Here is an 11,408-nt window from a genome sequence, read left to right on the forward strand (position 1 = left end):
CATGGGCTGGCTAGCCAGTACCTTACAGCTGGAAACCAGACCATATTCCGGCAGAGCCGGCCCGATTCCTTGCTTTCGCTACCCGTCATTCAAATAATATTACTATTAGGATAATTTAAATGCCATAAGCTTGTAGAAATGATCTGGAGAGTATTTATATTTGATTACTTCTTGTCTATATTCCCAAATATTACCTGTCTGTCTCATTACAGCCGGAGAGCAAGAACCACCTTCTCGTCGCAATTCTTCTTCACTCTTTCACCGCTTTCTATGCGTCTTTCTACTTTTGATTTTGTTTTGCGCCGACTGATACCGGCTGCTGCGCTGCTGTTGGTGCTGGCCGTTTTCTCCCCTTCGCAGGCGCGGGCCCAAACCTGGCTTGTATCCACCGAAACTTTCGCCAAGCTGGGCGTAGTAGATAAATTCGGGCAGCTGGGCGCCTACTCGGCTAAGTTCGTTGTAACCAGCCAGCGCACCGGCAAGGCGTACATCCTGGTAAAGGAAATTGAGAGGGGCCAGAATGGCATTGACGTGCTCTTCCCTTCACCGGCTACTGAGGCCGACTACTTTAAAGCCACATCCGGCGAGGCTGGTATGGCCACGCCCGGCGCCTACACCTGGGAGTGCCTGGTAAACGGCAAAAAAGTAGTGGGCGGCAGCTTCAGCTTCTCCGAAGTAGCCAACGACGTGAACCTGATAACCAAGCAATAAGCGGCAGGCCAGCTTTTTGCCTTCCCTCCTATTTAAAGCCCGGTGCTACAGCACCGGGCTTTTTGCGTTCCGCCCATTCGGCTCCGCTACTTTAACCGGGCAGCTGCGTACAGGCAAGTACCGCTCGTATTGAAGCCGGCCACCTTTTACCGCTCTCATTATGCCTAAAAAGTCGTTTTCCGAACTCCTCAACAGCCCCGGCATGCCTGTTTTGGTTGATTTTTATGCCGATTGGTGCGGCCCCTGCAAAACGATGGCCCCCATTCTGGAGCAAGTAGCCAGCCAGCACCAGGGCAAGCTCAAGGTTATCAAAATTGACGTCGATAAAAACCAGGCAGTGGCCCAGCAGTTTCGGGTCCAGAGTATTCCTACCCTGATTTTGTTTCATCAGGGACAGCCGGTTTGGCGGCAGGCGGGCGTGGTGCCCGCGGCCCAAATCAGTCAGGCCATACAAGGCGCCATTAAGTAAGCGCCGGGCGCTGCCAGCCTACTGGGCGCCCGCCCCTGCCTGGAGGGGTTACAGAACCTGCGCAAAAGGATTACGCAAAGCAACGATGTGCGAAGCTCCGGCTGCGCGTATCGTTGAACATAATTGATTGGCCGTCAGCAACGATGCGCGAAGCCGGGGCTTCGCGCCAGAGTCTCTTTGCGTAAGTTATAAGGAGGGGCCTGGCCTGCCTGAGGAGTGCTGGCAACATTCGGCCTGCTGCCGGGTTTTCAGAACGCGGGCGTACCTTTGCACCCTTACTGCACGGTTGGCTTTGATGACTTTACGCTTCGCTTTCGGGTTTTTTCTGCTGGCTTTTATAGTATTGCCCGCCGCATGCTTTGCCCAGGCCCGCTATACCCTCAGTGGGCTGGTGAAAGCAGCCGGCAACGGCGAAATACTGCCCGGTGCCACGGTAGCCGTGCCCGCGCTGGGCCTGGGTGCCACCGCCGACGAAAAAGGCACCTTCCAGCTTACGCTGCCGGCCGGCCGCTACCGGCTGCTGGTTTCGTTTATTGGCTACCAGAGCCAGAGCCGCGACCTGAACCTGAGCCGCGACCAACGACAGAGCTTTCAGCTAACGGCGGCCGGAAACGAGCTGGGCGAGGTCATTGTGCAGGGCAGCGGTACGCTCAAAGACAAGCTGCAAACCACCCAGATGAGCGTCGAGCGCCTCACGGCTAAAGAGGCGAAGTTGCTGCCTGCGCTGTTCGGCGAGGTCGATATCCTGAAAACCCTGCAGCTCAAGCCCGGCGTGCAGAACGGCGGCGAGGGCACCAGCGGCCTGTTTGTGCGCGGCGGCTCGGCCGACCAGAACCTGGTACTGCTCGACGATGCGCTGGTGTACAACCCCAGCCACCTGTTCGGGCTGTTTTCGGTGTTCAACCCCGATGCCGTGCAGTCGGTGGACTTGTATAAGGGCGGGTTTCCGGCCCAGTACGGCGGCCGGCTTTCGTCGGTGGTCGATGTGAAGATGCGGCCCGGCAACCCCGAAAAAATCGGTGTCAGTGGCGGTATCGGGCTGATTTCGTCGCGTCTGACGTTGGAGGGGCCGATAAAGAAGGGCAAAGGCGCGTTTCTGGTGGCGGGCCGCCGCACCTACTTCGACATATTCACGCGCCAAATCAACAAGCTCAACCAGGACGACCCCGACTTCAACCCTATTCCCGACTACTACTTCTACGATTTCAACGCCAAGGCCAACTACAAGCTGGGCGAGAAGGACGAGCTGTTTCTGAGTGGCTACCTGGGTAACGATGCCTTCAGCTTCGGCTCGGGCCAGGGCTTCAATTTCAATTTCAACTGGGGAAATCGGGTAGCGGCGCTGCGCTGGAGCCACCAGTTCAACTCGCGGCTGTTTCTGAATACCACCGCTTCCTACACTGGCTATAAATACGAAATCAGCAATAAGCTCGACCAGTTTTCCTTCAACCTGGCCTCCGATATTCAGGACCTGAACCTGCGCTCCGACCTCGACTTCCGGCCCAACGAGCAGCACGCGCTGAAGGTGGGCATCACCGCTACGGCCCACCGCTTTGGCACCGGGCGGCTCCGGGCCGGCTCCGGCGACGGCCGCCTGAACTTGGGCTCCGACATCAGCTACCTGGGCCAGGAAGGCGCGGTGTACGTGTCGGACGTGTACAATCCGTCGGAGAAGTGGCAGTTCGAAGCCGGGCTGCGGGCCTCGGGGTTCCAATCGGGTGGGCAGCGGTATGGCGGGATAGAACCGCGCGCGGCGGCCCGGTATGCCCTGTCGCCCAATTTGTCGGTAAAGGGCAGCTACGCGCTTATGTACCAGTACGTGCATCTGGTCACCAATTCGGGGGCCTCGCTGCCAACTGACATTTGGTACCCCTCGCGCGGGTCGGTGCGGCCCCAGCGCAGCCAGCAAGTGGCGGCCGGCGTCAGCTGGCTACTCGGCGACGGGCGCTACCTCATCACCAACGAAGTGTACTACAAGTGGGCCCAGCGCCAGATCGATTTCAAGGATGGCGCCCAGCTGTTTGTCAATCCCGACCTCGACTCGGAGTTTCTGTTCGGCAAGGGCTGGGCGTATGGCAACGAAATCTACCTGGAGAAAAAGCAGGGCCGCACCACCGGCTGGCTGGGTTACACGCTGGCCTGGACCAAGCGGCGCTTCCCGCCCCAGCGCGGCACTTCGGGCATCAACAACGGCGACACGTTTTACCCCAGCTACGACCGGCGCCACAATCTGACGGCCGTGGTTATCCATAACCTCTCGGATCGGGTGAAGCTGTCGGGCTCGTTCGTGTTCAGCTCGGGCCAGGCTACTACCCTGCCGCTGGGCCGTTTCGGCTTTCAGGATGTGTACGGGGCCGAACCATCGGCCGTGCCCATCTACCCGCAGCGCAACACCTACCGGCTGGCCCCTTACAACCGCTTCGATCTGGGCGTGGTGTGGCAGCTGAAACCCACGCGCTGGTTCCCGGAGTCGGACCTGACATTCAGCGTGTACAACGCCTATAATCGGCGTAATCCGTATTTTGTGTATTTCGACCAGGTGAAGGACGAGCAGACGGAGCAGGTAACCAGCTACCGGGCCCGGCAGGTGTCGTTGTTCCCGGTGATTCCGTCGGTGACCTACAACTTTAAATTTTAAGCGCGGATGATACGGATTACGTTGGTTTCGCGGATGTTTACTACGGGCCGGCAGAGCTTCCGGGCCGCGGGCCTGGTGGGCCTGCTGCTGGGCAGCGCGGCGCTGGTGGGCTGTGGCCTGCAGAAGGATGTCGATGTTGAGCTGCCCGCCTACCCGGCCCAGCTGGTGGTGGAGGCCTACCTCGAAAACGGCCAGGCGCCCCGCATTACCGTCACCGAATCGGTGGATTACCTGGCCGCGCCCACGCCCCAGGTGCCCACCGATGTAACGGCCACGCTCACGCTGCCCGATGGCCGGCGCGAAGTATTGAAGTTTGTGCCCGGTCAGGATAAGCGCACCGGCAAAGCCTACACCCATATCGGCACCCGCATTCTGGCGGCCCAGCCCGGCCAGACGTTTAGCCTCGAACTCACCGACACAAAGGGCCGCCGGGTAACCGGCTCGGCCATCGTGCCCGTGCTGGTGCCCATTGATACCGTGGAGTGGGTGTTCAACGACAAGCCCGAAGCCGAGCGCCGCGCCTACGTGCTCACCCGCTTCCTGGATCCTGCCACCCCGTTCGACTATTACCGCTTCCAGATTCATCGCCGCCGCGTGAACAACGACCCGGAGGTGGAATACACCGTCGAAGACCGCCTCAGCAACGGTACCGAATACACGCTGGGCACGGGCTACGACTTCAAGCGCAACGACACGCTCGTCGTCAGCCTCTACCACCTCGACCGGCCCTACTTCCAGTTCCTGCAGTCGGTGCAGGATGCGCGCAACGCCAACGGCAACCCGTTCGGCCAGCCCTCGGCTATCAAAAGCACCATCGAAGGTGGCCTGGGTGTGTTCACGGTACTCAGCTATCAGCGCCGAAGCGTGATTGTGCGCTAAGCCAGAGGACTCACAGGTTACATATTATCGATAACCGAAGGGCCGGTCCCATGCAATTTTAGCGCATGGAGCCGGGCCTTTGGCATCCAGTAATTTTCCAGACAGGCTGTTACTTTTCAGGCTTTTCCAATAACTGCTGATGCTCCTGCTGCATTCGGGCGTGGTCCTGTACCAACTGCTCATGCTCCTGCCGGATTGACTGGTCCTCCTGCTTCATCTGGTCGTGGTCCTGTCGCATCTGCTCGTCGGCTACCTTCCCGCTGGCGTGGCGGGCCTCTAGTTCGGCGTGGCGCTTAAGTAAGCACGGTATCGTGCCGGACTACCACTTCCTAGTGCCTGGCAATGATGGCGTCATGGCGCTTTTCCAACTCCTGAAAAGCCGGTGTATCGAAGACGCCGGTCGTTTTAGCCGCCGCAATGGCCTCCTGTTACCCACCTTCCGCTTGACTTACGCGCGCCGTGTCAGCATTGACAAATGGTCAGCAGACCTTCCTCAAAGAACTGAAAAGAAGGTTAAGATGCTGGCTGGCACTCGCGGCACACACCCGCCAGCAGGTAGTCGCGGCTAACGGCCTCGAAGCGGGCGGGCAGCGTTACGGCCGGAATGGCCACCTGATTCAGGCAGTAGATATGCTCGCAGGCAGTGCACTTGAAATGCACGTGGTTATCGAAGTGCGCCTCAACGCTGCATTCCACCGAGCAGGAGGCATAGCGGATGATGTCGGTCGAGTCGATAACGCGGTGAATCAGCCCCTTTTCCTCGAAGCTTTTGAGCGTCCGATAGAGCGTGATGCGGTCGGTGTCGGCGGGCAGTTGCTGCTCCATTTCGCTCCCCGAGAGGGCGTAGGCGGAATCGGACAGCACCTGAAGCACGGCCCGGCGCACGGGGGTTTGGCGCAGGCCGTGGCGGCTGAGGGTTTGGGCAAGACGGTCGGAAGCGGGAGCGGCACACATGAGCTGAGAGGCAAATAAAACGACAACTATGCGCTGGTCGTGAGGAGACTGGCAGGCGGCAAACAGCCGTAAAAGTAGCAAAGTTGCAGCCGCAAAGTTTAGTGCCAACATGTTTCTCAACCGATCTAAACCAGAGTCAGTTTTCCCGCGTACCTTTGGCTTACTGCGTTACATCGTTGCACATGCAAACTCTTCGTTCCCGGCTGGCTTTGGTGCTGTTGCTCTGCTTTACGCGGGTGCTGCTGCCGGAGGCGTGGATACTAAGTCTGCACCAGCACCAGCACACCACCGAGGAGCCCAGCCAGGTGTCCGGGAACCTGCACGGTAAAACCGTGCTCAGCGCCCCGCACCAGCACTGCGACATCGATAGTTTCTACCACATCCCGTTCCAGCCCGGCTCGCCGGTGGAGCTGCCTTCCGTTTTTACCACTTACCTGGCGGCGGCTTCGGTAGCCCCCGCCCCGAACTGGCTGAGCGTCCCGGCCCCGGCCGCTGACTCGCGCGGCCCGCCCCGCCGGAGCTGATTCCGTAGGTCGTCGGTAGCCCCGTCTTTCGCTTTGATGAAAAGGCGAGGTGGCTATACTCCTGTTTTCAGTTGAAAAACCCGCGTGCTTCTGCCTGGAGCACTGCCCCGACGGCCGGTTTCACATTCTCTGGCTTCCCTTCCCCTCTTCATGTTTATCCGATTTCCGGGCGTCCCGGTGGTTCGGCTGTGCCTGGCGTTGCTGCTCGTGCTCAGCACGGCGGCAGCGACCCGGGCCCAGAATGCCGCCGCCTGCACCCTGTCGCTGAGCGGGCGCGTGGCCGACCACGAGTCGCGGGCCGATATGCCGGGTGCGACGGTGGTGGTGCTCGAAACCCAGCAGGCTACCCAAACCGACAACGCGGGCAACTTCCATTTCCATCTTTGCGCGGGCCTCTACCACGTGCGGGTTTCGTATTTGGGCTACGAGTCCGAAACGGCGGAGCTACGGGTGGAGCGCGCCGTTGTGCGCGACTTCCAGCTGCACCCTGATGCAGTGGTGTTGCGTGGGGCCACCGTGCGCGGAGCCCGGGTAACGGCCCCTGTTACCCAGCCCACGGCCACGCTCAGCGGCCAGGCGTTGCAGCAAACCCGGGGCGAGGCGCTGGGCGAGGCCTTGCAGAAGATTTCCGGCGTTACGGCCATCCAGACCGGGCCGAGCATTTTCAAGCCCATGATTCATGGGCTGCACTCCAATCGGCTCACCATCCTCAACAACGGCGTGCGGCAGGAGGGCCAGCAGTGGGGCCAGGAGCACGGCCCCGAAATTGACCCGTTTATTGCCTCCCGCCTCACGGTGGTGAAGGGCGCGGCCAGCGTGCGCTACGGCTCCGACGCTATCGGGGGCGTGGTGCTGGTGGAGCCCAGGCCCTTGCGCGACTCGGCCGGCATCGGGGCCGAGCTGAACCTGGTGGGCATGAGCAACAACGGCCTAGGCGCGGCTTCGGGCACGCTGGAGGGCAACTTGCGCCGGCTGCCGGCCTTTAGCTGGCGGGTGCAGGGCACGGCCAAACGGGCCGGTACCATGCGGGCTCCCGGCTATTACCTCAAAAACTCGGGCTTCGCGGAATACGACTTCTCGGCCGCCGCCGGCTGGCGCAAGGATACCTACGGCGTCGATGCCTTCTACAGCCAGTTCCGTACCCAGCTCGGCATTCTGCCGGCGGCCGAAGTGGGCAACCCCTCCGATTTGGTGCTGGCCATCGGGCGGAGCCGGCCCCTGCAAACCGGGAGCTTCAGCTACGACATTCGCCGGGCTTACCAGCAGGTGCGCCACGATTTGGGCCGGCTCACGGGCTTCGTGCGCACCGGTAACGCCGGCCGGCTGACGGCCACCATCAGCCAGCAGGTTGACTACCGCGACGAGTACGACAAAAACCGGCCCCGCAACAACAACCTGGCGGCCCGCAACCTGCCCGAGCTCAGCTACACCAACCGCACCAGCACTGCCGAGCTGCTCTGGGAGCATCAGCGCTGGCACAACTTTACGGGCAGCGTGGGGGTGGCCGGCACCTACCAGGCCAACCGCTACGCGACGGGCAGCCGGCAGTTCATCCCCTTCTACACCAACACCATCGGGGGCGCTTTCTGGATTGAGCGCTGGCAGAAAGACAAGTGGCTGCTGGAGGCGGGAGCCCGCCTTGACCGGCGCGACTTGCAGGTGCGACGCGGCGACCGGGACGCTAGCGGGGCCTTTTTCGTGGATCGTACCCGGTTTCAGTACACCACCCCGGCCGCCTCGCTGGGCGCCACCTACGACCCGACCACGCACCTGACGCTCAATCTGGCTTCGGGCCTGACCCGCCGGGCTCCGGCCGCCAACGAGCGGTTCAGCGACGGGGTGCACAACGCCCAGTATGAGCTGGGCTACGACCTGGTGCCCGGCAATGGCGCGCTGGTGCCCGAAACCGCCCTGAACGTGGGCCTGACCGCTACCTGGCACGACAACCCGCGCCTGAACGGAGAACTCACGCTCTACCAAACGCGCATCACCGACTTCATCTACCAGGTACCCATTCTGCCGCCGGTTATCACGATTCGCGGGGCGCTCATCAGCTCCCAGTTTCAGCAAACCAACGCCACGTTTCGGGGTATTGATGCGGCGGGCACCTACCAGCTGGCCCCGCGCTGGCTGCTGGGCGCGAAGGGCTCCATCGTGCGGGCCCGCGACACCCGTGCCGATGAGTGGCAGATTTTTATGCCCGCCGACCGGGCCGAAGCCTCGGTGCGCTACGATTTTGCCGACCAACCGGGTGGCCGCTTCAGCCAACGCTACGTGCAGTTGGGCGGCTACGCGGTGGCCCGCCAAACCCGCGTGCCCGCCGACTACGCCGCCCGCGACTACAAGGCCCCGCCCGCCGGTTACGCGCTGCTGGGCCTGCAAGCCGGCACCACGGTGCGCTGGGGCCGCCTGCCGCTGGAGGTGAGCGTGGCCGGCTCGAACCTGCTCAACCAACGCTACCGCGACTACCTCAACCGCTACCGCTACTTCACCGACGAAATGGGCCGCAACGTGACGTTGCGGGTGCGGGTGCCGCTCGAACTCAGCCGCAAACCCTGAGCAGCGAACCGCATAGCGGCACTTGATTCAGCGGCCAGCCTCCAACCGCTCATTTCCTCCCCCTTTTTCTACTTCATTCCTTTTCACTTTTTATCCTTTTTCACTCATGCACACTCCATTCAAAACCTCATTTCTACGCACGGCTATGCTGACATTGCTAGCTGCCGCCCCGTTGTTCAGCGCCTGCAAAAAAGACAACGAAGACCCCACGCCCGACGAGGACAACGAACAAATCACGACCGTAACCTACACGCTCACTCCGGTGGGTGGCGGTACGCCCGTAGTCGTATCCTACCGCGACCTGGATGGCGACGGGGGTACGGCGCCTACTATTGGCACGCTGAGCCTAGCGGCCAATACCACGTATGTCGGGGCGCTGCGGCTGCTGGACGAAACCAAAAACCCAGTCGTTGTTACCTCCGATGAGGTGAAGGAGGAATCCGATGAGCACTTGCTCTTCTTCGAGCCCACCCCGGCCAATCTGATGACGGTAACGCGCACCGACAAGGACAAGAACAACCTGGAATTGGGCCTGGAAACCCGCCTCGTCACGACGGCCGCCGCTACGGGCACGCTCAAAATCACGCTCCGCCACCAGCCCGGCGCGAAAAACGGCACCTTCGCTCCCGGCACCACCGACGTGGAAGTGGTATTCCCGACAACAGTGAGATAAATCCTGCAGCGTGATTGGGTAGCCGGCTGCAACCGGCTGCCCGCGTTTTCTCTCTTTTTGGTTGTAGAGAAATTTGGGAAGGCACCCGCCAATGGCGGGTGCTTTCTTTTGTGCGAATGGGCGGCCACAGGGAATTATTCGAGCGTGACTGATGCGTGGACAACGACAACTTTTGGGCTGTCCGGCACCTCCTGCTTGCGGACCCGACACCGTTCTGCCATGCGCCGCTCATCCGTAGTAGCCGGCTGCAGCCTCTTGCGCCCTGCCGCTGACGGCCGCGCTGTGCTGCCGGCCCAAGGCGCTGCTATGCCCGGAATTTGATGCGCCAGCGTTGCCCTCGCCCCTGCTACGACCCCGTGCTTCGTGCTGGTCAGCCAAGCCCTTCACCTAACCACGCACAGCATTGCCGACTGCCGTATTTTCGGTTTTCGCCGGTTGCCGTAGCAATTAGCGGTCTTCGCGGGTGCCTGGCTGCAACCTTCTCCGGCCGGCTGCACTCCTGACAGTAGTTTGCACCTTCCTACTTATTTTATGAAACGCTTTTTATTCCTGGCCTTGGCGGCGCTGGCCCTCACGCTGGGCAGTTGCGACGAAAAAGAGTGCTGCGTTCAGCCGCCTAAGTCGCCGATAACGGCTGCCGCCCTCACCCAGACCAGCACCTGGTATTTGGGTGAGTACACCGCCGCCGGCCAGACCACTCGCGCCGACGCCATCAAGGACCGATTCGCCCTCCGCTTTGCCGCCGACGGCAGCTACCGCCGCGTCCTGCTCAGCGACAATTCGGAAACGGCCGGCACCTGGAAGCTCAGCGACCCCGACAACCGCCAGCTCAACCTCATCGACCATAAGGGCGACCCGCAGAATTTCACCGTGGAAAGTGCCAGCACGGAAACCCTGTACCTCTACCGCCCCGATAAAGCCGGTCAGCCGGAAACGTACCTGTTTAAAACAGTGCGGTGAGGGCGCTGCTCGCAACGGCAGCTTAACAAGCTTACAGCTTCGCCAGCACAGTTTTAATGAGGGCCGTGAGGCGGGGTTCGGCCGTGGCGGCGGTGCGCAGGATATCGGCGATGTTCACCTTTTTGAGCTTGCCGGGGGCGCACAGGTCGGTGATGACGGATACGGCCAGCACCGGCAGGCCCATTTGTACGGCGGCAATAACTTCGGGCACCGTGCTCATGCCCACGGCATCGGCCCCGATGGTGCGCAGGTAGCGGTACTCGGCGGGCGTTTCGAGCATGGGACCGGGCAGGCTGGCGTACACGCCCCGGCGCATATACTGGCTCAGGCCCAGGTCGCGGGCCGCTTCCTCGGCCAGGCTTAGCAGGCGCAGGTCGTAGGGCTCCAGCATATCGGGGAAGCGCGGGCCCAGCTCGTCGAGGTTTTTGCCCACGAGCGGGTTGGTGGGCTGCAGGTTGATGTGGTCTTCGAGTAGCATCAGGTCGGCGTAGTCGTAGTCGGGGTTGAGGCCGCCGCTGGCATTGCTCACGAACAGGTTGCGAATCCCCAGCAGCTTCATCACGCGCACCGGAAACACCACCTGCTGCATGCTGTAGCCCTCGTAGAAGTGGAACCGCCCGTGCATCACGAGCACCTTTTTGCCAGCCAGTGTGCCGGCCAGCAGCTCGCCGGCATGGCTTTCCACCGTTGAAACCGGGAAGTGCGGAATATCGGCGTAGCTGAAGCGGTGCTCCACGTCGATTTCGTTGGCCAGCGCGCCCAGCCCGGTGCCGAGGATGATGCCCGCCTCGGGGCGGAAATCCTGTAAGGTATTCTGAAGGTAAGCGGTGGCTTCGTTTAGTTGCTGCATGCTGGTTTTTGGTGGGTGATTTTCGATTATGAGGTGCAAGATCAGGTAAAAAAAGCTGTCATCCTGAGCGGAGCGAAGACCTGGACAGAAGCTGACTTCAGAAAAGAATAGCTTCTGCCCAGGTCCTTCGCTCGCTCAGGATGACAGCTTTAATCTGGCGACTTGCTCTACCGCACGTTCAACTCGAAGGG

The 11,408-nt window shown here is 61.3% G+C and carries 11 protein-coding genes; 8 read left to right on the forward strand and 3 right to left on the reverse strand.

Features of this window, described 5'->3' with window-relative positions:
* Positions 1-270 precede the first annotated feature (270 nt).
* From D0N36_RS17480 to D0N36_RS17495, 4 genes are all read left to right on the forward strand, one after another.
* Positions 271-711 (forward strand): hypothetical protein, encoded by a 441-nt coding sequence (locus D0N36_RS17480; protein ID WP_116943114.1) that lies wholly within the window; start codon positions 271-273, stop codon positions 709-711.
* A 160-nt stretch (positions 712-871) separates the two neighbouring features.
* Positions 872-1,180 carry a thioredoxin gene (gene trxA, locus D0N36_RS17485; protein ID WP_116943115.1) on the forward strand — a complete coding sequence of 103 codons (309 nt, stop codon included), beginning with the start codon at positions 872-874 and terminating at the stop codon, positions 1,178-1,180.
* Positions 1,181-1,475: 295 nt separating this feature from the next.
* On the forward strand, positions 1,476-3,818 hold the full coding sequence (locus D0N36_RS17490; RefSeq protein WP_116943116.1) for a TonB-dependent receptor: 2,343 nt from the start codon (positions 1,476-1,478) through the stop codon (positions 3,816-3,818).
* A 6-nt stretch (positions 3,819-3,824) separates the two neighbouring features.
* Complete coding sequence (locus D0N36_RS17495; RefSeq protein ID WP_116943117.1) at positions 3,825-4,697, forward strand: DUF4249 domain-containing protein; 873 nt, start codon at positions 3,825-3,827, stop codon at positions 4,695-4,697.
* A gap of 109 nt (positions 4,698-4,806) precedes the next feature.
* On the opposite strand, the gene D0N36_RS20015 is transcribed toward D0N36_RS17495, so the two are convergent.
* Both D0N36_RS20015 and D0N36_RS17500 read right to left on the reverse strand, forming a co-directional pair.
* Positions 4,807-4,935 carry a hypothetical protein gene (locus D0N36_RS20015; RefSeq protein ID WP_262895334.1) on the reverse strand — a complete coding sequence of 43 codons (129 nt, stop codon included), beginning with the start codon at positions 4,933-4,935 and terminating at the stop codon, positions 4,807-4,809.
* A 275-nt stretch (positions 4,936-5,210) separates the two neighbouring features.
* Positions 5,211-5,651, reverse strand: coding sequence for a Fur family transcriptional regulator (locus tag D0N36_RS17500; RefSeq protein WP_190242745.1), 441 nt, complete (start codon positions 5,649-5,651; stop codon positions 5,211-5,213).
* A 182-nt stretch (positions 5,652-5,833) separates the two neighbouring features.
* Here D0N36_RS17500 and D0N36_RS17505 point away from each other — a divergent pair, with 182 nt between their 5' ends.
* The 4 genes from D0N36_RS17505 to D0N36_RS17520 all read left to right on the forward strand — a co-directional run bounded on the left by D0N36_RS17505 (position 5,834) and on the right by D0N36_RS17520 (position 10,367).
* Positions 5,834-6,175, forward strand: a complete 342-nt coding sequence (locus D0N36_RS17505; RefSeq protein WP_116943119.1) for a hypothetical protein — start codon at positions 5,834-5,836, stop codon at positions 6,173-6,175.
* Positions 6,176-6,325: 150 nt separating this feature from the next.
* Positions 6,326-8,734 (forward strand): TonB-dependent receptor, encoded by a 2,409-nt coding sequence (locus tag D0N36_RS17510; RefSeq protein ID WP_116943120.1) that lies wholly within the window; start codon positions 6,326-6,328, stop codon positions 8,732-8,734.
* A gap of 106 nt (positions 8,735-8,840) precedes the next feature.
* Positions 8,841-9,407 (forward strand): hypothetical protein, encoded by a 567-nt coding sequence (locus D0N36_RS17515; protein ID WP_242478987.1) that lies wholly within the window; start codon positions 8,841-8,843, stop codon positions 9,405-9,407.
* 531 nt (positions 9,408-9,938) lie between these two features.
* Positions 9,939-10,367, forward strand: a complete 429-nt coding sequence (locus D0N36_RS17520) for a hypothetical protein (protein WP_116943122.1) — start codon at positions 9,939-9,941, stop codon at positions 10,365-10,367.
* 31 nt (positions 10,368-10,398) lie between these two features.
* Here D0N36_RS17520 and D0N36_RS17525 read toward each other — a convergent pair whose 3' ends face one another.
* Entirely contained in the window at positions 10,399-11,217 is an 819-nt protein-coding gene (locus tag D0N36_RS17525) for a purine-nucleoside phosphorylase (protein WP_116943123.1), read from the reverse strand.
* Positions 11,218-11,408: the final 191 nt, after the last annotated feature.

Source organism: Hymenobacter lapidiphilus, assembly GCF_003417065.2.
Lineage (GTDB): Bacteria > Bacteroidota > Bacteroidia > Cytophagales > Hymenobacteraceae > Hymenobacter.

Excerpts from the sequence above, each read along its gene's own strand:
- D0N36_RS17525 (WP_116943123.1), bottom strand. The coding sequence starts at position 11,217 with ATGCAGCAACTAAACGAAGCCACCGCTTACCTTCAGAATACCTTACAG.
- D0N36_RS17500 (WP_190242745.1), bottom strand. The coding sequence starts at position 5,651 with ATGTGTGCCGCTCCCGCTTCCGACCGTCTTGCCCAAACCCTCAGCCGC.
- D0N36_RS17510 (WP_116943120.1), top strand. The coding sequence starts at position 6,326 with ATGTTTATCCGATTTCCGGGCGTCCCGGTGGTTCGGCTGTGCCTGGCG.
- D0N36_RS17515 (WP_242478987.1), top strand. The coding sequence starts at position 8,841 with ATGCACACTCCATTCAAAACCTCATTTCTACGCACGGCTATGCTGACA.
- D0N36_RS17480 (WP_116943114.1), top strand. The coding sequence starts at position 271 with ATGCGTCTTTCTACTTTTGATTTTGTTTTGCGCCGACTGATACCGGCT.
- trxA (WP_116943115.1), top strand. The coding sequence starts at position 872 with ATGCCTAAAAAGTCGTTTTCCGAACTCCTCAACAGCCCCGGCATGCCT.
- D0N36_RS17495 (WP_116943117.1), top strand. The coding sequence starts at position 3,825 with ATGATACGGATTACGTTGGTTTCGCGGATGTTTACTACGGGCCGGCAG.
- D0N36_RS17520 (WP_116943122.1), top strand. The coding sequence starts at position 9,939 with ATGAAACGCTTTTTATTCCTGGCCTTGGCGGCGCTGGCCCTCACGCTG.
- D0N36_RS20015 (WP_262895334.1), bottom strand. The coding sequence starts at position 4,935 with ATGCGACAGGACCACGACCAGATGAAGCAGGAGGACCAGTCAATCCGG.
- D0N36_RS17505 (WP_116943119.1), top strand. The coding sequence starts at position 5,834 with ATGCAAACTCTTCGTTCCCGGCTGGCTTTGGTGCTGTTGCTCTGCTTT.
- D0N36_RS17490 (WP_116943116.1), top strand. The coding sequence starts at position 1,476 with ATGACTTTACGCTTCGCTTTCGGGTTTTTTCTGCTGGCTTTTATAGTA.